Source organism: Janthinobacterium aestuarii (assembly GCF_051380835.1).
GTDB classification, from domain to species: Bacteria; Pseudomonadota; Gammaproteobacteria; order Burkholderiales; family Burkholderiaceae_D; genus Janthinobacterium; species Janthinobacterium aestuarii.
Genome location: NZ_JBNYXU010000004.1, coordinates 396,882 through 418,812 on the forward strand (window position 1 = coordinate 396,882; position 21,931 = coordinate 418,812).

Below are 21,931 nucleotides of genomic sequence, written 5' to 3' on the forward strand. Positions count from 1 at the left end.
ATAACATGACCTCAGTCCCATTGACCAAATACGGCGCAGAACTCTTGAAAGAAGAGCTGCATCATTTGAAGACCAAGGAACGCCGCATCGTCATCGATGCGATCGCCGAAGCGCGTTCGCACGGTGATCTGTCGGAAAACGCCGAGTACGATGCCGCCAAGGAACGCCAGGCATTCGTCGAAGGCCGCATCGCCGAACTCGAAGGCAAGCTGGGTGCAGCGCAAATCATCGACCCGACCGCGCTCGACGCGGAAGGCCGCGTGGTGTTCGCCTCGACCGTGAACCTGGAAGACCTGGAATCGGGCCAGAAAGTCACGTACCAGATCGTCGGCCTCGATGAAGCCGACCTGAAAATGAACAAGGTTTCCGTGACGTCCCCGATCGCCCGCGCGCTGATCGGCAAGTACGCCGGCGACGTGGTGGAAGTGCAGGCGCCATCCGGTCCGCGCGAATACGAAATCCTGGAAGTGCTGTACATCTGATGCTCCCCCGCGTGCGCATCCTCGTTGCCACCCTGTGGGCCGGCAGCTTGTGGACCATCGGTTTCATCGTGGCGCCGACCTTGTTCGCTTCCTTGAGCGACCGCGTGCTGGCAGGCAATATCGCTGGCAGCATGTTCCGCGCCGAGGCCTGGCTGTCGATCGTTTGCGCCTTGATACTGCTGGCCTTGCTGCAATGGGCGCCCGGCGCGCTGGAACTGAAGCGCCGCCGCCTGCTGGGGGCGCTGGTGCTGTCCATGCTGGTGTGCACGCTGCTCAGCCATTTTGGCATCTCGCCGCTGATGGCCGAACTCAAGGCGCAAGCACAGGGTTCCTCCGGCATCATGGACGAGGCCATGCGCAGCCGTTTCGGCATGCTGCATGGCGTGTCGACCTTGATCTTTGCCGTGCAAAGCCTGCTGGCGGGCGTGCTGATCTGGAAGCAGCAATAATTGCTGTTGTTTGTCGGATTACGCGCCAGGCGCTAATCCGACCTATCGGTCGATATCGTAGGTCGGATTAGCGGCGCCCTGGCGCCGTGTAATCCGACAAGCGCAATTGCAATAAAAAAGCGGAGCAGGGAAGATCCCGTGCTCCGCTTCTTGTTTCAACAGCCTTGCGGCTGCTGAACGACAGGCTTACTTGCTGCCCAGTGCGCTTTTCTTGGCGCTTTTCTGACGTGGCTTGGCACGCTTGATGGAACCGCCTTCGGTAACGCGCTCATTGCCCTTGATCATGACTTTCGTCACGCTCGGGCGCTTGGTGCCGCTGGCGCTGGCCTTGACGATGGTCACTTCGCGCATGCCTTTGCCGGCGCTGACCTTCTCCTTAACCACTTCTTTTTTCGGACGGTAGATTACCAGCAGTTTGCCAATATGTTGTACCGGGGCGGCGCCGAGATTGCCGCAAATCGTATCGTACATTCCGACGCGGGCTTCGCGGTCGTCGCCGAACACGCGGACTTTAATCAGGCCGTGCGAATCCAGGCCAAGGTCGATCTCTTTGAGGACAGCAGGTGTCAAGCCCGCTTCGCCAATGATGACGATAGGCTTCAGCGCGTGTGCTTCGGCGCGCAGTGCGCTGCGCTCTACGGGTGTAAGTTTTAGCATAATAATATTTAGTAATTCCCTTAAAAGCAGTATTCTACGCGAATGGCAAAGAAGAAATTAAACAAAAACTGGTTGCACGACCACATAAATGATCCTTATGTGAAGTTGGCGCAAAAAGAGGGCTACCGCGCCCGGGCAGCATACAAGCTCAAAGAAATCGATGAAGACGAGAAACTGATCAAACCTGGCCAGGTGATTGTCGACCTTGGTTGCACTCCTGGCAGCTGGGCCCAGTACACGCGGCGCAAGCTGGCCGGCAAGGACGGCGGCGGGGTCAATGGTACCCTGATTGGCCTGGACATGCTGGAAATGGAGCCCATCGCCGATTTCCACTTCATCCAGGGCGACTTCCGTGAAGCGCGCGTGCTGCGCCAGCTGGAAGTGGTGTTGCAGGGCCGCAAGGTCGATCTGGTCCTGTCGGACATGGCGCCCAACCTGTCTGGCATCGCCACGGCGGATGCCGCGCGCATGGAGCACTTGATCGATCTGGCCATCGAATTTTCGCAATTGCACCTGAAGCCGTCTGGCGTGCTGCTGGTGAAATGCTTCAAAGACATGGGTTTCAGCCAGATCGTGGAGAAATTCCGTGCTGAATTCAAGGTCGTGGTGCAGAAAAAGCCCAAGGCCAGCCGCGATAAATCGTCGGAAATCTTCCTGATGGGGCGTGGAATCAAGAATCCGCTGAAAAATGCCGTTGAAGAAGATGATTCCGCCCTTGATATTTAAGCGTGAATCCGCACATGGGAACGAGAAGTGCAGTAGCGTCTGATGGTATAAAAGCCTAAATTGTTTATACTGCATTTTTTTGCGTGAACGCGATTTTTTCGCGCGCACGGATCGGCGGGCTTTGGCACGGCCCGCTTATTGCGAGTAAAATCGTGTTTCTAGCTATAGGTAAAGAGATGCGCACTGCATCCAAGGAGTCTTCGTGAATAACATGTTTTCCAAATCTGCCATCTGGGTAGTCGTATTGCTGCTGTTGTTCATGCTGTTCAAGCAATTCGACAGTCATGGCGCCACAGGCGGCAGCAAGGCCATCGCTTATTCCGATTTGCTGGATGAAGTCAAAGCCAAGCGCGTCAAGGATGTCGTGATCGAAGGTTCGTCGATCACCGCCAAGCTGATGGACGACACCAAGGTGCGTACCACCGCCACCAGCCTCGACAAGGGTCTGATCGGCGACCTGCGCGACAATGGCGTGCATTTCGATGTGCGTCCGCCTGAGGAAGCGTCTTTCCTGCAAACTATTTTTGTTTCCTGGTTCCCCATGCTGCTGTTGATCGGCGTGTGGGTATTCTTCATGCGTCAGATGCAAGGCGGCGGCAAGGGCGGGGCATTCTCGTTCGGCAAGTCGAAGGCGCGCATGATGGATGAAGCCAGCAACACCGTCACCTTCGCCGACGTCGCCGGTTGCGACGAAGCGAAAGAAGAAGTCAACGAAGTGGTCGACTTCCTCAAGGATCCGAGCAAATTCCAGAAACTGGGCGGCCGCATTCCCCGCGGCGTGCTGATGGTCGGTCCTCCTGGCACGGGTAAAACCCTGCTGGCGCGCGCCATCGCCGGCGAAGCCAAGGTACCGTTCTTCTCGATTTCCGGTTCCGACTTCGTGGAAATGTTCGTCGGCGTCGGTGCCAGCCGCGTGCGCGACATGTTTGAAAACGCGAAAAAGCATTCGCCGTGCATCATCTTCATCGATGAGATCGACGCTGTCGGCCGTCACCGCGGTGCCGGCATGGGCGGCGGCAATGACGAGCGCGAACAGACCTTGAACCAGTTGCTGGTCGAGATGGACGGTTTTGAAGCGAACTCCGGCGTGATCGTCGTGGCCGCCACCAACCGCGCCGACGTGCTCGACAAAGCCTTGCTGCGTCCGGGCCGTTTCGACCGCCAGGTGTCCGTCGGCTTGCCCGATATTCGCGGCCGTGAACAGATCTTGAACGTGCACATGCGCAAAGTACCTATCGGTACCGACGTGAAGGCCGATATCCTGGCCCGCGGCACCCCTGGTTTCTCGGGCGCGGATCTGGCCAACCTGGTCAACGAGGCAGCCCTGTTCGCGGCACGCCGCAGCAAGCGCTTGGTGGAAATGATCGACTTCGAAGATGCGAAAGACAAGATCTACATGGGTCCTGAGCGTAAATCGATGATCATCCGCGAGGAAGAGCGTCGCAATACGGCTTACCATGAGTCCGGTCACGCCGTCGTCGCCAAGCTGCTGCCGAAGGCCGATCCCGTGCATAAAGTCACGATCATGCCGCGCGGCTGGGCCCTGGGCCTGACGTGGCAGCTGCCGGAACACGACAATCTGTCCGCCTACAAGGACAAGATGCTGGAAGAAATTTCCATCCTGTTCGGTGGCCGTATCGCCGAAGAGATTTTCGTGGGGCAAATGTCCACCGGCGCGTCGAACGACTTCTCGCGTGCCACCAAGCTGGCCCGCTCCATGGTGACCCGCTTCGGCATGTCCGACAGCATGGGCGTGATGGTCTACGAAGACAGCGAAAACGAAGGTTTCTTCGGTGGCGCCACCAAGACGATCTCGGAAGCGACCCAGCAAAAGGTCGATGCTGAAATCCGCAACATTCTCGACAAACAATATGCTTTGGCGCGTACCTTGCTGGAAAGCAACCGCGACAAGGTCGAAATGATGACGAAAGCCTTGCTGGAATGGGAAACCATTGATGCAGAGCAAATCAATGACATCATGGCCGGCCTGGAGCCGCGTCCGCCGAAAGTCATTCCGCCACGCCGCAATGCGGGCGACAGCGGCACGGGCGGCATCTCGCCAAACGTGACGGCACCAGCCTGATAAGGGCCGCCCCGACCGGCGGCGCGCTATCAAAAGGGTAAGGAGCAATCCTTGCCCTTTTTCGTTGGCGCGCCAGATTTCCCTGAAGACTACAAAGATTTACATGCGACATTATTTGCAATTCGGCCGTTTCGGCTTCAACCTGCAGGGCACGCAGGCGCTGGTGATGGGCATCCTGAACATCACGCCCGACTCGTTTTCCGATGCGGGCCAGTATCAACACCTGGAGTTTGCCATCTCGCGCGCCGAGCAGATGATTGTTGACGGCGTCGACATCATCGATATCGGCGGCGAATCGAGCCGTCCCGGCGCGCCACCGCTGCCGCTGCAGGACGAGCTTGCGCGCGTCATGCCGGTGCTGTACGCCTTGCGCGACTGCGACAAGCCCCTGTCCGTCGACACGTACAAGCCCGAAGTGATGCGCGAAGCCATCCTGGCGGGCGCCGACATGATCAACGACATCAACGGTTTCCGCGCGCCGGGCGCCATCGAGGCCGTGCGGGACAGCGACTGCGCGCTGTGCATCATGCACATGCAAAGCGTGCCGCAAACCATGCAGGACCAGCCACAGTACGAAGACGTGGTGCGCGAAGTCATCGACTTCCTGCGCGAGCGCATCGACACCCTGACGGCGGCCGGGATCGCCCGCGAACGCCTGTGCGTCGATCCCGGTTTTGGCTTTGGCAAGACGGTGGAGCAGAACTATGCCTTGCTGCGCGCCACGCGCCAGTTGCGCAGCGACCTGAACCTGCCTGTGCTGGCCGGGCTGTCGCGCAAGTCGATGATAGGCGCCGTCACGGGACGTCCCGTCGAGCAGCGCCTGGCCGGCAGCGTTGCCGGTGCGCTTGCTGCGGTAGCGCAAGGTGCGGAAATCATCCGTGTGCATGATGTGGCGGAAACCGTCGATGCACTGAAGGTATGGCGCATGGCGCACTGAGCCTGTAAGATTTATTATAAACAACAAAAAGAGAAAACTATGACGCGTAAATATTTTGGCACCGATGGCATCCGCGGCCTCGTGGGCACGGCTCCGATCACCCCCGATTTCGTCATGCGCCTCGGTTATGCGGCCGGCAAGGTGCTGGCCAAGTCGCAAGGCGGCAAGGCGCGCCCGACCGTGCTGATCGGCAAGGACACGCGCATTTCCGGCTATATGCTGGAAGCGGCGCTGGAAGCGGGCCTGTCGGCCGCCGGCGTGGACGTGATGCTGGCCGGCCCCATGCCGACCCCGGCGATCGCTTACCTGACGCGGGCGCTGCGCCTGGCGGCCGGGGTCGTCATTTCCGCCTCACATAATCCGTACCATGACAATGGCATCAAATTCTTTTCCGGCCAGGGCACCAAGCTGCCTGACAGCGTGGAACTGGAAATCGAGGCGGCGCTCGACGAACCCATGACTTGCGTGCCATCGGACAAGCTGGGCCGCGCCAAGCGCCTGGATGACGCCCAGGGCCGCTACATCGAATTTTGCAAGAGCACCTTCCCGAACGAGCTGGACTTGCGTGGCCTGAAGATCGTCGTCGATTGCGCGCATGGCGCCGCCTACCATATCGCTCCGCACGTGTTCCATGAGCTGGGTGCGGAAGTCGTCGCCATCGGCAACAAGCCCGACGGCTTCAATATCAATGCGGGCTTCGGCGCCACGGCAACCAAGGCCATGGCCGAAGCCGTCGTCGAGCATGGCGCGGACCTGGGCATCGCGCTCGATGGCGACGCCGACCGCCTGATCATGTGCGACGCCACGGGCCGTATGTACAACGGCGACGAGTTGTTGTACGTCATGGTCAAGGATCGCCTGGCGACGGGCCCTGTGGCCGGTGCCGTCGGCACGCTGATGACGAATATGGCGCTCGAAGTGCTGTTCAAGCAGCAGGGCATCGGCTTTGCGCGCGCCAAGGTGGGCGACCGCTACGTGCTGGAAGTCATGAAGGAAAAGGGCTGGATACTGGGCGGCGAAGGCTCGGGCCATTTGCTGTGCCTGGATCGCCACACGACGGGCGACGGCATCGTCTCCGCGCTGCAAGTGTTGTCCGCGCTCAAGCGCAGCGGCCAGAGCCTGCAGCAATGCCTGGCCGAACTGGTGCTGTTCCCGCAAACCCTGATCAACCTGCGCGTGGCGCCCGGTTTCGACTGGCAGAAAAATGCCGCCATGGTGGCCGAGAAAGAACTGGTCGAGGCCGAGCTGGGCGACACGGGCCGCGTGCTGATCCGCGCTTCGGGCACGGAACCGCTGATCCGCGTCATGGTGGAAGCGAAGGACAAGGAAAAGGCCGAGAGCATGGCGCGCCGCATCGCCGATAAAGTCGGCGCTTAAAGGGGCAGGCACGGGGCAGCGCCGATAGTTATTTCCATCTAATTCGTCTATGGCAATTGACGAAATTGGGTGGGGGCGTTATTATCTTGTCTTCGGAGTGTGGCGCAGCCCGGTAGCGCACCTGGTTTGGGACCAGGGGGTCCAAGGTTCGAATCCTTGTACTCCGACCAAAGTCATAAGCGGGCTGTCAGAAATGACAGCCCGTTTTCTATTCCGCGCTGGCATTTCATCGCTGGCGCGCATGGATTAAAATACTGCACCTTTCCGCCCATCGTTCAACGGATAGGACAACGGTCTTCTAAACCGTGAATGGGGGTTCGATTCCCTCTGGGCGGACCAGTTTCATACTGGCCACAAGTCATTTGGCGGCAAGCTGCCGCAACATACCTCATCTTTCCACCTCATTGCATTTCCGCGCACCTGTTCAGGGCTGCGCAAACAGCACCACGCTCAACAAATACAACAGCGGCGCCGCGCACAGCAGCGCCGAGCATGCCGAAATGATTTTTCTGTTGGCCAGTCGTGCCAGGCGCAGCCGTTCCCGCACGGGCAGGTGCTGGCGGATCACGCTGCGCGCGCGTGGCTGAAACGGTTGTTCATGCATGTGTACTCCCTCGTCGGTCAGCAGTGGATGCCGTCGAGCATAGCGAGGGGCGTCTAAAGATGGTGTAAAAAGCGGGACTTTCGCCGCAACTGCGGCGTAAACAGGCCGCTGGCGTTGAGGGCGGCAGCGGGCGCCGGTGCGCCGCTGCCGCTGATGAGGCTTACTTTCCCTGGCGGCGGCGTGCCATAAAGCCCAGCAGACCCAGGCCGGCGAGCAGCATGGCATAGGTTCCAGGTTCCGGCACGGCGGAAATGAAAGCCCGATAGTTGCTCAGATCCTTGGGCAGACCCGAGATCGTGAAGGTGGTGCCGGCAGCCACGGGAGCGGCCCAGTGGAACACCAGTTCGCCCTGGCCGAAGTGGATGGCCAGGTAATCATAGGCGGCCGCGCTCGTATACGAATTGACGCCGCCGCTCACGTCTGCCGTGGTGCCGGCAGTGCAGCCCGAGGTGGCGCTGTCGCAAAACGACACGGCGGCGCCCAGGCTGGTGCCGAACACACCATTGATATAACCCTGGATGTCCGAGGGGCTTTGCGGCACGAGATTATCGTCATAATATTTCACCTGCAGTGCCGGCGATGGCGAATAAGTGACGGTGCTGCCGTCAATGACGAAACCGCTGGCCGGGCCCACGTCCACCCAGGTGGCGGCTTGGGCCGCACTTGCCAGTACGGTCATTGCGGCCAGCATGGATGCCCTGATGGCAATGCTCTTTACGCTTTTCATGAAAATCCCCTTGTGCTTGAGACAGTCGCTTCATGGTGTTGGGAGGCGTCCCTGCATACCGGGGAAGTCATCCCATTGCCCGTTTTTAGCTGCTTTTAGTTCTTTCCTGCACGTAGCGAGTACGCAAATGCAAGCTTACTCTTGATGTAAATTAATACAATTTAAATAATACTATTGGTTTTGTTGACAACATCGCATGCGGCTATGTCCGCTTGTGTTAACGCAAGACAACATGACGTCAGGAAATGGCGTGACAAGGCGCGCCAGCTTGTGCTAGCGGCGTTTCGGCTTTTTGGGAAGGAGAGGGGAGGCGGGTGCTTCAGTCGTTGTTGTTGCTGACGCCAAACAGGCGATCCTTAGCGTTGAGCAACTTTTGTACCTTGGCGCCCATTTTCATCAGCTGCGCCATCGATTCGGGCGACAGGCGCTGCAAGTCGTCGAACCAGGTATTGGCCAGGTCGACCAGTTCATACATTTCGCGCATGCGTTCCTGCGCATATTGATCCACCGGTTCCGTGGCCGGCGCCAGCAGCGCTTCGCGCAGCACCGTCAGGGTAGGCGCCACTTCGCGGCGGCGGCGCTCGGCGGCCACCACGCGGAAGATTTGCCACACATCGCCCAGCGAGGAAAAATACTCGCGCCGGTCGCCAGGGATGCGCGACTGGCGGATCAAGCCCCAGCCCTGCAACTCTTTCAGGCCGATGCTCACGTTCGAGCGTGAAAAACTCAGGTGTTCCGCGATTTCATCCGCGTGTAAAGGGTGCTCCGCGACAAATAACAAGGCGTACACTTGCCCTACGGTACGGTTAAAGCCCCAGCGGCTGCCCATCTCGCCGAAATGGCTGACGAAGGTCAGGATCAGCGGCGTCATTTGGATATGTTGAGTTTTCATAATTATCTGAATTTTTTCACGCCATACTGGTGGGGTCAATTGATATATGTCATGTTTCGCAGTATTATACAAAATATCGAATTTACAGAAAATTCTGAAAACTCAAGAAGTATAGAAGATGCCGACCACGCCCTTGTCCTTGCCCCGCTTTATTCTTCCCCGTCTCCCCAGCCTGGCGCAAGGCGGCGCCGCCTTGCTGTGGCTGCCGCAAGCGGCCTTGCTGGCCTGGGCCGTGCAAGCCATGCAGGGCGGCGCACCCTGGCGCGCGGCCCTGCTGCCGGCCGCTGGCGTGCTGCTGCTGGGCCTACTGCGCGCCGGCTGCGAAGCATGGGGCGCGCGGCGCATGTATACGGCGGCGCGCGCGCACCTGTCCACCTTGCGCGCGCAAGTGGCGCAGGCGCTGGCGCAGCGTTCGCCGCTGGACCGCCAGCGTGCCCAGTCGGGCCAGGCGGCCAGCGTCATCGCCGAGCAGGCCGAAGCCATCGTGCCGTATCTGGTGCGCTACAAACCCGCGCGCTGGAAAGTCATGCTCGTGCCGCTCGTGATCCTTGCCGTGGTGACGCCGCTGTCGTGGATCGCCGCCTTGATCCTGCTCATCGCCGCCCCCTTGATTCCCGTCTTCATGGCGCTCGTCGGCATGGGCGCGCAAGCGGCCAGCCGCGCGCAGATGGTGGAAATGGGCAGCATGAATGCCTTTCTGCTGGACCGCCTGCGCGGCCTGGCTACCTTGCGCGCGCTCGACGCCGTCGACGCCACGGCCGAACGGCTCGATGCCTCGTCGCAATCCGTGCGCCGGCGCACGATGGTGGTGCTGCGCATCGCCTTTTTGTCGTCGGCCGTGCTGGAACTGTTTTCCGCGCTCGGTGTGGCCATGGTGGCGGCCTTCATCGGTTTCTCTCTGCTGGGCAGCATCAATTTCGGCACCTGGGGCCGCGAGCTGAGCCTGGGGCAGGGCTTGTTCATCCTGCTGCTGGCCCCCGCGTTCTTCGAACCGCTGCGCGAACTGGCCGCCGTCTGGCACGACAAGGCGGCCGGCGAAGCGGGCCTGGCCGGTTTGCACGACCTGGCGGCTGATGGCGTGCCCCTGCCTGGCGCCAGCGTGGAAGTCGCGGCCGTTTCCGCCGCCGCCATGGCCGTGGCGGCGGCGCCCGCCGTGGAACTCCGGCAACTGCGCTTTGCCCATCCCGGCGAGGCGCCCGTGTTCGACGGCTTCGAGCTGACCGTGCGCGCCGGCGAGCACGTGGCCCTGCTGGGCGCCAGCGGCGCCGGCAAGACCACCTTGCTGTCCCTGCTGGCCGGCTTGCTGCCCGCCAGCGGCGGCGACATCCGCATCGGCGGCGTGCGCCTGACCGACAGCACCGTCAATACCTTGCGCCAGCGCATGGCGTGGATGGGCCAGCGTCCGCACGTGTTTGCCGCATCCGTCAGCCAGAACGTGACCCTGGGCCGCGTTGGGGCGAACCTCGCGCAAGTGACGCAGGCGCTGCACCTGGCCGACCTGGCTAGCGTGGCGCAGGCGCAGCCGGCCGTCATGCTCAGCGATGGCGGCCAGGGCTTGTCCGGCGGCGAAGCCGTGCGCCTGGCCCTGGCCCGCGTGGCCCTGCATCCGCATGCGGATTTGCTGCTGGTCGATGAACCGACGGCCCATCTGGACAGCGAAACGGCGGCGCGCGTGACGGATGCCTTGCTGGCATTGGCAAAAGGCAAGACGATGATCGTCGCCACGCACGATCCGGTGCTGGCCGGCCGGCTGCAGCGCACGGTGCAGGTCGCTGCTCCGACGCAGGAGTTGCGCGCATGAAAAACTCACTTAGCTTGAACCCCGTCCTGCGGCAATTGCTGCTGGCCCAGCCCCGCAAGCTGATCGTGGGCGCCTTGCTGGCGGCCCTGACGGCGGTTGCCGGCATGGCGTTATTGGGCTTGTCCGGCTGGTTTATCACGGCCACGTCGATTGCCGGCCTGCACGCCTCGACGGCCATCGTGTTCGACGTCTTCGGCCCGTCGGCCGGCATCCGCCTGCTGGCCATCGGCCGCACGGGTTCGCGCTATGCGGAGCGGCTCGTCACGCACGACGCCACGTTCGCCGCGCTGGCCAGCATCCGCGTGCGCCTGTTTCGTGGCTGGTCGCGTCCGGAAGCGGCCAGCCGCTTGCTGCGCCAGCCCGCCAAGCTGCTGTTCCGCCTGACGGCCGATATCGACGCGCTCGAATCGCTGTACTTGCGCCTGCTCGTGCCCGCCTTCACGGCCCTGTGCGCGGCCTTGCTGGCCGGCGTGGCGCTGGGCGTGATGCAGTGGCAGCTGGGCCTGGGCTTATCTGCATGGCTGCTGGCCGCCGGCGGCGGCATCAGCTGGCTTGTGGCGCGCGGCGCCCGCCGTCCCGCCATCGTGCGCTCGCGCGCCATCGAAAAACTGCGTTCCGGCACCATCGACCTGGTGGCGGGCCAGACGGATCTCGTCATGGCGGGCCGCATCGACGCCCAGTGCGCGGCGCTGGGGCAGATCGACCGTTCGCTGGCGCAAGCCGATTTTGCCCTGCTGCGCCTGGAAACGGCGGCCGGCGCCGCGTATGGCGTGGCCGGCAGCACGACTCTGGCTGGCGTGCTGCTGGCCGTGGCCGCGCTGGTGGAACAGCAAACGATGAGTTTGCCGCTGGCGGCCCTGGCCTTGCTGATCGCCCTGACGGCCGTGGAGCCATTTGCGGGACTGCGCCGCGGCGCGCTGGAAGCGGGACGCATGCTGCTGGCCGTACGGCGTCTGGCGACGCGCCTCGATGTTGAAGAGATCGCTGCGCCGCCGGCTGACAGCGCACCGGGCCTGCGCCTGGAACGCGTCAGCGCCGCGCATGCGGGCAGCAATAATGCCATCTTGCATGACGTATCGCTGCACATCGCCGATGGCGAGCGCGTCGCCTTGATCGGCCCCAGCGGCGCGGGCAAGTCGACCTTGCTGGGCATCGCCGCGCGCGAACTGGCGCCCTTGTCGGGCAAGGTGGCCGCGCCGCGCGCCTGCCTGTTTACGCAGAAGACGGAATTGTTCCAGGACAGCTTGCGCGACAACCTGCGCCTGGCCGACCCGTCCGCCAGCGATGCGCAGCTGTGGGCGGCGCTGCAGTCGGCCGGCCTGGACGACGAAGTGCGCGCGTTTGCGGGCGGCCTCGACACCATGCTGGGCGAGGGCGGCCTGGGCTTGTCGGGCGGCCAGGCGCGGCGATTGGCGCTGGCGCGGCTGTTCCTGCATGAATCGACCTTGTGGCTGCTGGACGAAGCGACGGAAGCGCTCAATGCGCAGACGGCGATTGACGTGCTGCAGCGCCTGCGGGCGCGCAGCGCAGGGCGCAGCTTGCTGATCGCAACCCACTTGCGGCGCGAAGCGGCGCTGGCGGACCGGCTGGTCACCTTGCGCAATGGCTACATCGTGGGCGACGCGCGCCGTGGCACGGATGCCTTCGAGACTGCTCTGGCGGGCTTGCGGGCGGACTGACGGGCAACCGGTCAGTATTGGAAAGGTAGCAAGTTTACACACAGTAGGGTAACACCAAGGAAATCATATGGACTTCGATATTGTCGCTTTATCCAGACTGCAGTTCGCGCTGACAGCTCTGTACCACTTTATATTCGTTCCGCTGACGATCGGCCTGTCAGTGCTGCTCGCCATCATGGAGACGGTCTACGTGATGACGAACCGTCCCATCTGGCGTGACATGACCAAGTTCTGGGGTGTCTTGTTCGGCATCAACTTCGCCATGGGCGTGGCGACGGGCGTCGTCATGGAATTCCAGTTCGGCATGAACTGGAGTTATTACAGCCATTATGTGGGCGACATTTTCGGCGCGCCGCTGGCCATCGAAGGCTTGATGGCCTTCTTCCTGGAAGCGACCTTCGTCGGCCTGTTCTTCTTCGGCTGGGACAAGCTGTCGAAGCGGGGCCACCTGGTCACGACCTGGCTGGTGGCCATCGGCTCGAACTTCTCGGCGTTGTGGATCCTGATCGCCAACGGCTGGATGCAAAATCCCGTCGGCGCGGCCTTCAATCCGCAAACCATGCGCATGGAAGTGACGGATTTCGGCGCCGTGCTGACGAACCCGGTAGCGCAGGCGAAATTCGTGCACACGGTGTCGGCCGGGTACACGGCAGCATCGATTTTCGTGCTCGGTATTTCCGCCTGGTATCTGCTGAAGGGCCGCCATGTGCAGCTGGCCAAGCGCTCGATGACGGTAGCCGCCTCGTTCGGCCTGGCCGCCACCTTGTCGGTGGTGGTGCTCGGCGATGAAAGCGGCTACCTGTCGTCGGAACACCAGAAGATGAAACTGGCCGCGATCGAAGCCATGTGGACGACGGAGCCGGCCCCTGCCGCCTTCACGGCCATCGGCTTCCCCGACGCGAAAGCGCGCGAGACGTATTACGCCGTGCACATTCCGATGGTGATGGGCTTGATCGGTACGCGTTCGCTGACGACGGAAATTCCCGGCATCGAGCAGCTGGTCGACCGCGGCGAGCTGCTGATCCAGGATGGCATCAAGGCGTATGACGCGCTGCAAACCATCCGCAGCGTGGCGCCAGGCGCGCCCGTGCCGCAGGACGCGAAGGACGTGTTTGAATCGAAAGGCCAGTCCATGGGCTATGCCTTGCTGCTGAAACGCTATGTCGACGACCCGCGCCAGGCCACGCCCGAGCAGATCCGCAAGGCCGCGCTCGATACCGTGCCGCCCGTGGGGCCATTGTTCTGGTCCTTCCGCGTGATGGTGGGCCTGGGCATGTTCTTTATCCTGTTGACCGGCACCTTCTTCGTGCTGTCGACGCGCCGTACGCTGGACAAGCACCGCTGGCTGCTGAAGCTGGCCGTGTTCGCCATCCCGCTGCCGTGGGTGGCGATCGAGGCGGGCTGGATCGTGGCCGAAGTGGGCCGCCAGCCGTGGGTCATCGAAGGCGTGCTGCCGACGGCCGTGGCCGTCTCTAACCTGGGCGCGACGACCTTGCTCATCACCATTGCCGGCTTTGCCGCCATCTATACCGTGCTGTTGATTATTGAAATGAAGCTCATGCTCAAGGCCATCCGCAAGGGGCCGGAAGAGACGGCGCCGGCCCCCGTGCCAGCGGCCACAGCCATTCATACTCAACGCGCCTGAGGAGGACCAGACCATGATTTTGCATGAAATGATTTCGTATGAAACCCTGCGCCTGATCTGGTGGCTGCTGATCGGCATCTTGCTGGTGGGCTTTGCCATCACGGACGGCTTCGACCTGGGCACGGGCATCTTGCTGCCGTTCGCCGGCAAGACGGACCTCGAGCGCAGAGTCATCATCAACAGTATCGGCCCCGTGTGGGAGGGCAACCAGGTGTGGCTGATCCTCGGCGGCGGCGCCATCTTTGCCGCATGGCCGCAGCTGTACGCCGTCTCGTTCTCGGGCTTTTATCTGGCCATGTTCGTCATCCTCGTGGCGCTGATCGTGCGTCCCGTGGCGTTCAAGTTTCGCAGCAAGCGCGAAGATCCGCGCTGGCGCGCCCGCTGGGATGCGGCCCTGTTCGTGGGCGGCTTCGTGCCGGCCCTGATCTGCGGCGTGGCGATCGGCAACGTGCTGCAAGGCGTGCCGTTCCGTTTCTCGCCGGACATGCACATCTTCTATGACGGCACTTTCTTTGCGCTGCTCAACCCCTTCGCCTTGCTGTGCGGCCTCGTCTCGGTGGCCATGCTGGTGATGCACGGCGCCACCTGGCTGCAAGTAAAAACGGACGGTGCCGTGGCTGAACGCTCGCGCCGCTACGGCAGCGTGGCGGCGATCGCCACCGTCGTGCTGTATGCGCTGGCCGGCGTGGCCCTGTGGCTGTGGGTCGATGGCTACCGCGTCACCAGCGCCGTCGTCGTCGATGGCCCGTCGAACCCGATGCTGAAAACGGCGCAAGTGCACGTGGGCGCCTGGTTCCTCAACTTTGCCGCCCATCCGTGGACCTGGATCGCTCCTGCGCTGGGCTTGCTTGGCCCCTTGCTGGCGTTCGCCTTGCTGCGCGCGCGCCGCGAAGTGCCCGCCTTGCTGGCCAGCGCGGCCAGCATCGCCGGCATCATCCTCAGCGTGGGCGCGGCCATGTTCCCGTTCATCCTGCCATCGTCGATCGACCCGCGCGCCAGCCTGACGGTGTGGGATTCCTCGTCCAGCCACATGACCCTGTTCATCATGCTGGTCGTCACGGCCGTCTTCATTCCCCTCATCGTGGCGTACACGACGTGGGTATATAAAGTGCTGTGGGGTAAGGTTGATGCAAAAGCCATCAACGACGACAGCGGTCACGCTTATTGAAACACCTAACCAAACCTACTGCGCGTCGCACTTTGCGGCCGGCGATGCTCACCGTACTAGAGTACGGTTGCGCTTCCCGGCCACAATCGCTGCCGCTCGCTACGGTTTTGTTAGGTGTCGTTAGTTTGATATTAAAAACGATCAAGCTGGAATTGAAGAAAGGAATTAACTATGTGGTATTTCGCCTGGATACTGGGTCTTCCGCTGGCGGCGACTTTCGCCGTGCTCAATGCGATGTGGTATGAAATCGCCGATGGCGACACGACGCCCGAGCAATACCGCGACACGCCGAAGTAGTCGCGTGCCGGCTTGACTTGCCCCGCCCGGCGCTTGCGTGCCCGGCGGGGCAGTTTTATTCGGGATGTGGCCGGTGACCGTCAGGCCGGCGCCTTGTTTGCCGGTTTCGGGGTGGCCACGGCAATCGGGTCGCTGGCCGGAAAGCTTTCCTTCAGCGCTTCGTCAAGGATTTCCTCGGCATGGCTTTCGCTCACTGGCGTGGGTGAATCGCGCTCAGGCGGCGGGGCGGGTGCGGTGGCGGCGTTGGTGCTCGAATGCATGATGATCTCCTCGCGGTGGTGCGCCATGCTGCCGAGGTGGCCGTGGCGCGTGCTGCTGTTTCCAGCCTAGCACATCGCGCAGGAATGGCGCGCCGGATGCGCCTGCCGAAGCGATGAGGGCGGCGTCTGCTACACTGCGCTCCACTTTTATCGACGGAACCGCCATGACCTCCCTTTCCCTGCCATATCGCGCTACCGCACTTGACGCCTGTGCCTGGCTGGCGCAACAGACGGGCACGCCGTGGACCCTGGCGCGTCTGCTGGAGCAGGGCGGCTTGCCGTACGTCTGGCTCGATTACAGCGAAGCGTGGGCCGAGCTGTTCCATGACGGCGTGACGCGCTATGCGGCGCCCGTCGTGTTCATCGGCGACAAGCAGCACCTGGCTTCGGGCGCCGATGACGTGTGGCTGCGTTTTACGCGCGATTCGAGCAACATCGCCATCGAACTGAAGGCGCCGGGACTGCGCGTGCCGCTGGACGGCCTGCATTTCCAGGAGCGCGATCTGTTGCGTTTGCTCAAGGAGTTGCAGCGCCCGCAGCCGGCCGAAGCGGAAGCGGAGAAGGTGCCCGTCGTTCTGCCCAGCGCCCTGAAGGGCCTGGGGCGCGAGCAGATCTTGATGGCCTTTGCCGGCGTGGGCAAGGTCGACCTGGAGCAGGGGCTGGCCAGCGGCGTGGGTATCTTTGGCGACGATGGCGCGCGCGTGCGCAAGAATTCGCGCGGCGGCAAGAACAGCCACCTGTGGCATCCGGTGACCCTGGCATTCGGCTTGCACGACGTGCACCGCGTGCCGATGGCGCATCTGAAAAAGGCGTTCGCCACGCAACCGTTGCTGCGCGAGTGGAAGGCGGACTGGCTGGAATCGCTGCGCTTGCTGGGCGAGTAGGCCTACAGCTCGATCGGTGCGACTTCCGTGCCGATATCGGGCGCCGCGTAATGCATGCTGAAATACACGAAGGCCCCGATATTGATGGCGACCGTGAGCCAGAACAGCACGCGGAACGAGCGCTTGCTGGATTTGTGGCGCAGCCATTGCTGGGCCAGTACGGCGCCGGGCCAGCCGCAAAGTAGTCCGAGCAGCAGCAAGGTGCGCTCCGACGTGCGCCAGCGGCCCTCTTTGGCGGCCGACTTGTCGATCGCATAGGCAACGAAGCAGCTCAGGCTCAGCACGCCATACACGAGGGCGACCAGGGCGGGGATGTGGAAAAAGAACGTGGCCAGCAAATACACAACGACAAAGAACAGGATGACAAGGTAGGGCATAGGATGTGTTTGCTTGAGCGAAGGGCGTCAGTATCCCACAAGGGGCGCCATGCCGCAGCCTAAAACAGACAACCTTGCGCCGTATCTATTTGAACAGCGCGGCGCCGGGCGTGGCCCGTCTTCAGCGCTTCGCGGTCGCTGGACAGGGAAATGCCTTCCAGCGCCAACAACGTTTCCTTCGCATGCAGGCCGCCCGCAAAGCCCGTCAACTCGCCCGTGGCGCCGATGACCCGGTGGCAGGGGGCGATGATGGAGATGGGATTCTTGCCATTGGCGGCACCCACGGCGCGTACGGCGGCGGGGCGGCCGATCTGGCGCGCGATCTCGCCATAGCTGCGCGTCTGGCCGTACGGTATCGTCAGCAGCGCGCGCCACACTTCCTGCTGGAATGGCGTGCCGGCAAAGTCGAGCGGCACGTCGAATTGCTGACGCGTGCCGGCGAAATATTCAGCGAGCTGGCGCGCCGTTTCTTGCAGCACGGCGCAACCGTCATCGACGCGCATCGCACCCAGGCGCACCCGGTTCGGCTTGTCGTTTTCCCACAGGATGGCGGTCAGGGCTTCCCCGCGCGCCACCAGGGTCAGCTCGCCCACGGGCGAGGGCACCACGATGCAGTCGTATTCCATGTTTGTTCCTCGGTCAGATGGCGCCAGTGTAGCAGGATGGCGGCATGCCGCATATTGCGTGTAGGATGGCGTTTTCGGCACGGAGCACAGGCTTTGACGACGATCCCTACTTATGACGATATCCGCGCCATTGCCATGCGGCTGGTGCACGAACGCTATCCCACGGCCATGGCGGCCATCATCGGCGGCTCGTTCGCCACGGGCCGGCAAACGGCCACTTCCGATATCGACTTGCTGCTGCTGTTCGACCACGTCGACTGCGCCTGGCGCGACACGTTCGTGGCCGAAGGACGCACGGTGGAACTGTTCGGGCACGACGTGGCCACGTTCACATATTTTTGCCATGAGATGGACGCGCCTCGCGGCACGGTGCCGCTGGCGATGATGGTGGTCGAAGGGGAAAACATCGTCGCTGCCGGCGACGCCTACGCCCGGCTGCATGCGCTGGCGCACGCCATCGACACGGCCGGGCCGCCCGTGCTCGACGTGGAAAACCTGCAGCGCCGCCGCTATGCCATCACCACCGCGCTGGAAGACCTCGTCGACAGCACGCACCCGGGCGAGGCGCTGGCCGTCGCTTGCCAGCTGTACGAAGCGCTGGCCGACCTGCGCTTGCGCGCGGCCGGCGAATGGAGCGGCGGCGGCAAGCATCTGTTCCGGCGCCTGCAGACATTTGACGCCACGATCGCCGCGCAGCTCGACGGCGCGCTGCGCCTGGTCGCCAGCGACTTGCCGGCCGGCCAGCGTGCCTTCGAACAAGTCGCCGCCGCCGTGCTGGCACCGGTCGGCGGTCCCTTGCTCGCAGGCTTTACCTTGCCCGCGCCCGCGCACTGGCGTGCTTAAAACGCCGTGCGCACGGACAGGCTGATGTTGCGCGGCTCGCCCCAGAACACGCCGTCGAAGAAGCCCACGTTGCGGTAGTACTTTTTGTCGAGCAAGTTATTCACGTTCAGCTGCACGCTGGCATGCTTGCTGAGCGCGTAGCTGGCCATGGCATTGACCAGCGCGTAGCCCGCTTGCGGGATGTTCGTGATCGCGTTCGATGGCGGGCGGCCATACCACGATTCGCTGTAGGTGGCGCTTTGCGCCGTCATGCTGGCGCCCGCCCTCAAGCCGGCCAGCTTGCCGTCGAAACGGTAGCTGGTGGCCAGGCGCAGCAAATGGCGCGGCTGCGTGGTGGCGGCGCGGCGGCCATCGGCCTCGGCCGCATGCAGATAGGTATAGCCGCCGCTCGCTTCCCAGGCGGGCGTGATCTGGCCGGCAACGTCGAACTCGACGCCCTTGGCCGTCACGCCCTTGCCGTTGGCCACCATGGCCTGGCCGCCATCGGGCAGCAAGAAGCCGGGCGGCACCGTGCGGTCGAGTTCCGCCAGGTTCTTTTTCTTCGTCTGGAACAGGGCGGCCGACGCGTTCAGCTTGCCTTCATAGAATTCGCCCTTGACGCCCAGTTCCGCATTGTCGCCTGTTTCCGGCGCCAGGAACTTGTTGTTGCGGTCCTTGCTCGATTGCGGATTGAACAGCTGCGTGAAGCTGGCGTAGGCGGCATACTGCTTGTTGATGTCGAATACGGCGCCGACATAGGGCGTCACTTCATTGCGCGTCTCGGCAAAGTCGCTATTGTCCGTGTGTACGCCGCGCGTATCGTAATTGCGCGTGTCCGTGCGGTAAGTGCTCGTGCGCGCGCCGATGATGACATGCAGCGGATCGGCCAGGCGCAAACGCGTGGCGACATAGCCGCCCGCCAGGCGCGTGACGGTTTCCGAGTGCGAGCCGTCCGGATGGAAGACGGGGCGGGGAATGTTGCCCGTCCAGCTGCGGTAATCGGGAACGAAGGCCGGGTAATCGATGTCCGCCTCGCCTCCCAGCGAACGGGCGCGCTGGTTGCCGCCGTTCCAGCCGACGATGGCCGTATGCTTGCGCCCCAACAAGGTGAACGGGCCGCTGGCGTACAGATCGAAATTGTCGTTGGTGGTCTTGCCCGGACCATAAGCGCCTGTCCACAGGAGCATGCCTGCGCCCGTGGCCGGGTCTGGATGGCCGCCACCCGCATAGGCGACCGTGGTGCGGTTCGTGCTTTCCGTGCGCGCGTAGCCCAGGTGCATATTCCAGTTGCCGGGCAGGCGTTGGTCCAGCGACGTGAACAGCGTGTGCTGCTTGTTGGCCCAGGTGCTCCATGGCGTCGTAAGGCTGGTGTTGCGCGGCAAGTTCGCCAGGCTGCCATCCGTATTCCAGTAAGGCACGGCGCCCCAGGTGGCGCCCGTGGGCTTGTTGTCCTGGAAGTCGACACCGGCCGTCAGCAGGGTGCCGGGGCGCAAGTCCGCCTCGACGATGACCATGCCGACCGTCTTGCGCTCGTGATACATGTCCAGGTAGGAATCGCGTTTTTGCCAGGCCAGGGCCGTGCGCGCCCGCACGCTGCCCTCCGCGTTCAGCGGCGTGGACAGGTCGGCTTCGAAGCGCTGGTCATCCCAGCGGCCCATGATCAGGCCGGCGCTGGCCTGGAACTCCTTCGTGGGCCGCTTGCGTATCATGTTGATGGTGGCCGACGGGTCGCCCATGCCGCCCATCAAGCCCGTGGCGCCGCGCACGACCTCGATGCGGTCGTACAGGATCGTGTCTTGCAGCGGCGCATTGCCGCCGCGCGCCATGCCGTCGATCTGGAGATTGTTGATGCCGAAGCCGCGTGCATAAAACCGCGTGCGTTCCGTGTCGTTCTGGCCCACCTGGATACCCGTCGTCTGCGCCAGTGCCTGGTCCAGCCGCACGGCGCCCAAGTCGTCGAGCAACTGGCGCGTGATGACGCTGACCGATTGCGGCGTCTCGCGCAAAGTCAGCTCCATGCGCGTGGCGCTGCGCGCTTCGCCCGCCGTGTACGATTGCGTGCCTTCCGTCGTCGCGGCCGACTGGCCCAGCACGGTGATGGCCGGCATGGTGACGGCGGCCGCGGCCGCGTCGGCAGCCTGTGCCTGCAGGGCCACGCCGGCGGCAAGGCTCAGCAGGGCAAGGTGTAACAGATGGGGGAGGGGGCGCAAGGCGGGCTGGCGCGAAGAAGGGAGGACTGTCGTTGATGGCATCATTTTCCTGGAATATTTTTAATCGTGAGTGTTCCTATCTCGTCTGGCGAGGTGCGCAGTAGCTGGGGGGATGGCGTGACGCTGGCCCGTGGTCTGGCTTGGATAGCAGTTCCACCGCAAGGCCCGGCGCGGACGGGCAGTGGAAAGGAAGGGCGCGCGATTCCCGTCAATTTCTTGAATAGGAATCATTATCGATATAGGTGATATTTGCCAAATAATCAAGCATGCGCACCAAAACTGTGCAGAAAGCCCATGGCGGCGTAACGTCCGGCCTTCTGCGATAATGCAGGCGCTGACAAAATATTTTTCTCATTGAAAGAAATGCATGCGTACATGGATCGCTTCTGCCGGCTGGTTGTGTGTCGTGTCGCTGGGCCAGGCTCAGGACCACGCGCCGCCGCCGGTTGTTCCTGCACAGCTGCAAAGCGCCAGCGTGCCGCCCGCCGCCGATACCGTGTCGCCACCCCTTGCGCCAGCCACATCCGCAGCGTCAGCGCCCGAGGTAACGGCGCCCGCCGAGGAAGCCTTGCCTGCGCAAACGGTGACGATCACGGCCAGCAGCGACGCCAAGGCGCCGCGCGTGCGCTTCACGGCTTACCGCGAGAGTTATCTGACGGCCAGGAAAGTGTGGCAAGTATCGAGCGGCAGCGTGGTCATGGCCCTGCGCCTGATTCCTGCCAAGCTGAGCGCTACTATTGACGACGTGCGCGTGGCCTTGCAAGGCAATGGCGCGCCCATGCCGATCAAGGTATCGGACGGCGGCGTGTTTGTCGTGCCGCTCAACGACGATATCGCCGCGCAGGATGGCACTTTCCTGGTGAACAAGGGCAGGGGCGAACTGACGGCGAATATCGTCCTTCAGCCCGCCGTGGCGCGCGATGCGTGGAACGTCACGCGCGTGGGGCAAGTCTTGCACGACGCCCGGCGCGCCGTGCGGGCCATCACGCCGTGGTACAAGCGCCCGTTCGCCAGCGACGTGCAATCGCTGGCCTTTTGCGCGGCCGAGCGGGGCAGCGCCTTGCAGTTGATGGATGGCGAGCAATTGATTGCCACCTTGCCCATGAACGAAGCGGCCGTCAACGACATCAACCAGCCCGTATTTTGCAAGATTTTCGATGGCGAAGACAAATACCCGGGACACTACCGCGTGGTCATGCCCGAGCAGGCGACGGTGCTGCTGCTGTAG

22 protein-coding genes and 2 tRNA genes are annotated in these 21,931 nt (G+C 62.8%); 16 read left to right on the forward strand and 8 right to left on the reverse strand.

What is annotated here, in order from left to right:
- Positions 1 to 5 precede the first annotated feature (5 nt).
- Together greA and ACQ4WO_RS14120 are read left to right on the forward strand one after the other, a co-directional pair.
- Positions 6 to 482, forward strand: coding sequence for a transcription elongation factor GreA (gene greA, locus ACQ4WO_RS14115; protein ID WP_034757428.1), 477 nt, complete (start codon positions 6 to 8; stop codon positions 480 to 482).
- Positions 482 to 931: a DUF4149 domain-containing protein gene (locus tag ACQ4WO_RS14120; RefSeq protein WP_436481994.1), complete on the forward strand. Its 450-nt coding sequence runs from the start codon at positions 482 to 484 to the stop codon at positions 929 to 931. Before greA ends, ACQ4WO_RS14120 begins: the two co-directional genes overlap by 1 nt.
- A 186-nt stretch (positions 932 to 1,117) precedes the next feature.
- On the opposite strand, the gene ACQ4WO_RS14125 is transcribed toward ACQ4WO_RS14120, so the two are convergent.
- Positions 1,118 to 1,588, reverse strand: coding sequence for a YhbY family RNA-binding protein (locus ACQ4WO_RS14125; RefSeq protein WP_010397237.1), 471 nt, complete (start codon positions 1,586 to 1,588; stop codon positions 1,118 to 1,120).
- A gap of 42 nt (positions 1,589 to 1,630) precedes the next feature.
- Between ACQ4WO_RS14125 and ACQ4WO_RS14130 the strand changes: the two genes are divergently transcribed.
- From ACQ4WO_RS14130 to ACQ4WO_RS14155, 6 genes are all read left to right on the forward strand, one after another.
- Positions 1,631 to 2,314, forward strand: a complete 684-nt coding sequence (locus ACQ4WO_RS14130; protein ID WP_034757436.1) for an RlmE family RNA methyltransferase — start codon at positions 1,631 to 1,633, stop codon at positions 2,312 to 2,314.
- 202 nt (positions 2,315 to 2,516) lie between these two features.
- Entirely contained in the window at positions 2,517 to 4,397 is a 1,881-nt protein-coding gene (gene ftsH, locus ACQ4WO_RS14135) for an ATP-dependent zinc metalloprotease FtsH (RefSeq protein WP_034757438.1), read from the forward strand.
- 103 nt (positions 4,398 to 4,500) lie between these two features.
- Positions 4,501 to 5,334, forward strand: a complete 834-nt coding sequence (folP, locus tag ACQ4WO_RS14140) for a dihydropteroate synthase (RefSeq protein WP_436481995.1) — start codon at positions 4,501 to 4,503, stop codon at positions 5,332 to 5,334.
- A 39-nt stretch (positions 5,335 to 5,373) separates the two neighbouring features.
- On the forward strand, positions 5,374 to 6,711 hold the full coding sequence (gene glmM / locus ACQ4WO_RS14145; protein ID WP_436481997.1) for a phosphoglucosamine mutase: 1,338 nt from the start codon (positions 5,374 to 5,376) through the stop codon (positions 6,709 to 6,711).
- A gap of 93 nt (positions 6,712 to 6,804) precedes the next feature.
- Positions 6,805 to 6,881 (forward strand) — tRNA-Pro (locus ACQ4WO_RS14150).
- A 94-nt stretch (positions 6,882 to 6,975) separates the two neighbouring features.
- Positions 6,976 to 7,050, forward strand: a tRNA-Arg gene (locus ACQ4WO_RS14155).
- 85 nt (positions 7,051 to 7,135) lie between these two features.
- Here the strand turns inward: ACQ4WO_RS14155 and ACQ4WO_RS14160 are convergent.
- The 3 genes from ACQ4WO_RS14160 to ACQ4WO_RS14170 all read right to left on the reverse strand — a co-directional run bounded on the left by ACQ4WO_RS14160 (position 7,136) and on the right by ACQ4WO_RS14170 (position 8,913).
- A complete protein-coding gene (locus ACQ4WO_RS14160) occupies positions 7,136 to 7,315 on the reverse strand; it encodes a hypothetical protein (RefSeq protein WP_034757449.1) in 180 nt (59 codons plus the stop codon).
- A gap of 160 nt (positions 7,316 to 7,475) precedes the next feature.
- Entirely contained in the window at positions 7,476 to 8,042 is a 567-nt protein-coding gene (locus ACQ4WO_RS14165; RefSeq protein WP_436481998.1) for a PEP-CTERM sorting domain-containing protein, read from the reverse strand.
- A 319-nt stretch (positions 8,043 to 8,361) separates the two neighbouring features.
- A complete protein-coding gene (locus ACQ4WO_RS14170) occupies positions 8,362 to 8,913 on the reverse strand; it encodes a GbsR/MarR family transcriptional regulator (RefSeq protein ID WP_230517562.1) in 552 nt (183 codons plus the stop codon).
- Positions 8,914 to 9,052: 139 nt separating this feature from the next.
- Here ACQ4WO_RS14170 and cydD point away from each other — a divergent pair, with 139 nt between their 5' ends.
- The 5 genes from cydD to cydX all read left to right on the forward strand — a co-directional run bounded on the left by cydD (position 9,053) and on the right by cydX (position 15,524).
- Positions 9,053 to 10,735, forward strand: a complete 1,683-nt coding sequence (gene cydD, locus ACQ4WO_RS14175; protein WP_436481999.1) for a thiol reductant ABC exporter subunit CydD — start codon at positions 9,053 to 9,055, stop codon at positions 10,733 to 10,735.
- Positions 10,732 to 12,414 (forward strand): amino acid ABC transporter ATP-binding/permease protein, encoded by a 1,683-nt coding sequence (locus tag ACQ4WO_RS14180; protein ID WP_436482000.1) that lies wholly within the window; start codon positions 10,732 to 10,734, stop codon positions 12,412 to 12,414. Before cydD ends, ACQ4WO_RS14180 begins: the two co-directional genes overlap by 4 nt.
- A 67-nt stretch (positions 12,415 to 12,481) precedes the next feature.
- The gene (locus tag ACQ4WO_RS14185) at positions 12,482 to 14,059 is read left to right on the forward strand and encodes a cytochrome ubiquinol oxidase subunit I (RefSeq protein WP_436482001.1); all 1,578 of its coding nucleotides are present in this window, start codon (positions 12,482 to 12,484) and stop codon (positions 14,057 to 14,059) included.
- Between the two features lie 13 nt (positions 14,060 to 14,072).
- Positions 14,073 to 15,227, forward strand: coding sequence for a cytochrome d ubiquinol oxidase subunit II (cydB, locus tag ACQ4WO_RS14190; protein ID WP_436482002.1), 1,155 nt, complete (start codon positions 14,073 to 14,075; stop codon positions 15,225 to 15,227).
- Positions 15,228 to 15,398: 171 nt separating this feature from the next.
- Entirely contained in the window at positions 15,399 to 15,524 is a 126-nt protein-coding gene (gene cydX, locus ACQ4WO_RS14195) for a cytochrome bd-I oxidase subunit CydX (RefSeq protein ID WP_070258990.1), read from the forward strand.
- An 80-nt stretch (positions 15,525 to 15,604) separates the two neighbouring features.
- On the opposite strand, the gene ACQ4WO_RS14200 is transcribed toward cydX, so the two are convergent.
- Positions 15,605 to 15,784, reverse strand: a complete 180-nt coding sequence (locus ACQ4WO_RS14200; RefSeq protein ID WP_436482003.1) for a hypothetical protein — start codon at positions 15,782 to 15,784, stop codon at positions 15,605 to 15,607.
- A gap of 164 nt (positions 15,785 to 15,948) precedes the next feature.
- Between ACQ4WO_RS14200 and ACQ4WO_RS14205 the strand changes: the two genes are divergently transcribed.
- Positions 15,949 to 16,668, forward strand: coding sequence for a hypothetical protein (locus ACQ4WO_RS14205; protein WP_436482004.1), 720 nt, complete (start codon positions 15,949 to 15,951; stop codon positions 16,666 to 16,668).
- Positions 16,669 to 16,670: 2 nt separating this feature from the next.
- Here the strand turns inward: ACQ4WO_RS14205 and ACQ4WO_RS14210 are convergent, their stop codons facing one another.
- Positions 16,671 to 17,045: a DUF1294 domain-containing protein gene (locus ACQ4WO_RS14210; protein WP_436482005.1), complete on the reverse strand. Its 375-nt coding sequence runs from the start codon at positions 17,043 to 17,045 to the stop codon at positions 16,671 to 16,673.
- 59 nt (positions 17,046 to 17,104) lie between these two features.
- On the reverse strand, positions 17,105 to 17,671 hold the full coding sequence (locus ACQ4WO_RS14215; RefSeq protein WP_128139698.1) for a methylated-DNA--[protein]-cysteine S-methyltransferase: 567 nt from the start codon (positions 17,669 to 17,671) through the stop codon (positions 17,105 to 17,107).
- A 93-nt stretch (positions 17,672 to 17,764) separates the two neighbouring features.
- On the opposite strand from ACQ4WO_RS14215, the gene ACQ4WO_RS14220 reads away from it, so the two are divergent.
- On the forward strand, positions 17,765 to 18,514 hold the full coding sequence (locus ACQ4WO_RS14220; RefSeq protein WP_436482006.1) for a nucleotidyltransferase domain-containing protein: 750 nt from the start codon (positions 17,765 to 17,767) through the stop codon (positions 18,512 to 18,514).
- Here the strand turns inward: ACQ4WO_RS14220 and ACQ4WO_RS14225 are convergent.
- Entirely contained in the window at positions 18,511 to 20,745 is a 2,235-nt protein-coding gene (locus ACQ4WO_RS14225) for a TonB-dependent siderophore receptor (protein ID WP_436482007.1), read from the reverse strand. The genes ACQ4WO_RS14220 and ACQ4WO_RS14225 overlap by 4 nt on opposite strands.
- Before the next feature lie 325 nt (positions 20,746 to 21,070).
- On the opposite strand from ACQ4WO_RS14225, the gene ACQ4WO_RS14230 reads away from it, so the two are divergent.
- Positions 21,071 to 21,931: a hypothetical protein gene (locus tag ACQ4WO_RS14230; RefSeq protein WP_436482008.1), complete on the forward strand. Its 861-nt coding sequence runs from the start codon at positions 21,071 to 21,073 to the stop codon at positions 21,929 to 21,931.

Bases quoted from the DNA above. Each gene is read 5' to 3' on its own strand.
- ACQ4WO_RS14130 (WP_034757436.1), top strand. From the start codon at position 1,631: ATGGCAAAGAAGAAATTAAACAAAAACTGGTTGCACGACCACATAAAT.
- ACQ4WO_RS14200 (WP_436482003.1), bottom strand. From the start codon at position 15,784: ATGCATTCGAGCACCAACGCCGCCACCGCACCCGCCCCGCCGCCTGAG.
- cydX (WP_070258990.1), top strand. From the start codon at position 15,399: ATGTGGTATTTCGCCTGGATACTGGGTCTTCCGCTGGCGGCGACTTTC.
- ACQ4WO_RS14215 (WP_128139698.1), bottom strand. From the start codon at position 17,671: ATGGAATACGACTGCATCGTGGTGCCCTCGCCCGTGGGCGAGCTGACC.
- cydB (WP_436482002.1), top strand. From the start codon at position 14,073: ATGATTTTGCATGAAATGATTTCGTATGAAACCCTGCGCCTGATCTGG.
- ACQ4WO_RS14185 (WP_436482001.1), top strand. From the start codon at position 12,482: ATGGACTTCGATATTGTCGCTTTATCCAGACTGCAGTTCGCGCTGACA.
- glmM (WP_436481997.1), top strand. From the start codon at position 5,374: ATGACGCGTAAATATTTTGGCACCGATGGCATCCGCGGCCTCGTGGGC.
- folP (WP_436481995.1), top strand. From the start codon at position 4,501: ATGCGACATTATTTGCAATTCGGCCGTTTCGGCTTCAACCTGCAGGGC.
- ACQ4WO_RS14120 (WP_436481994.1), top strand. From the start codon at position 482: ATGCTCCCCCGCGTGCGCATCCTCGTTGCCACCCTGTGGGCCGGCAGC.
- ACQ4WO_RS14225 (WP_436482007.1), bottom strand. From the start codon at position 20,745: ATGCCATCAACGACAGTCCTCCCTTCTTCGCGCCAGCCCGCCTTGCGC.
- ACQ4WO_RS14210 (WP_436482005.1), bottom strand. From the start codon at position 17,045: ATGCCCTACCTTGTCATCCTGTTCTTTGTCGTTGTGTATTTGCTGGCC.
- ACQ4WO_RS14170 (WP_230517562.1), bottom strand. From the start codon at position 8,913: ATGACGCCGCTGATCCTGACCTTCGTCAGCCATTTCGGCGAGATGGGC.
- ACQ4WO_RS14160 (WP_034757449.1), bottom strand. From the start codon at position 7,315: ATGCATGAACAACCGTTTCAGCCACGCGCGCGCAGCGTGATCCGCCAG.
- ACQ4WO_RS14180 (WP_436482000.1), top strand. From the start codon at position 10,732: ATGAAAAACTCACTTAGCTTGAACCCCGTCCTGCGGCAATTGCTGCTG.
- ACQ4WO_RS14125 (WP_010397237.1), bottom strand. From the start codon at position 1,588: ATGCTAAAACTTACACCCGTAGAGCGCAGCGCACTGCGCGCCGAAGCA.
- greA (WP_034757428.1), top strand. From the start codon at position 6: ATGACCTCAGTCCCATTGACCAAATACGGCGCAGAACTCTTGAAAGAA.
- ACQ4WO_RS14230 (WP_436482008.1), top strand. From the start codon at position 21,071: ATGCGTACATGGATCGCTTCTGCCGGCTGGTTGTGTGTCGTGTCGCTG.
- ACQ4WO_RS14165 (WP_436481998.1), bottom strand. From the start codon at position 8,042: ATGAAAAGCGTAAAGAGCATTGCCATCAGGGCATCCATGCTGGCCGCA.
- cydD (WP_436481999.1), top strand. From the start codon at position 9,053: ATGCCGACCACGCCCTTGTCCTTGCCCCGCTTTATTCTTCCCCGTCTC.
- ACQ4WO_RS14205 (WP_436482004.1), top strand. From the start codon at position 15,949: ATGACCTCCCTTTCCCTGCCATATCGCGCTACCGCACTTGACGCCTGT.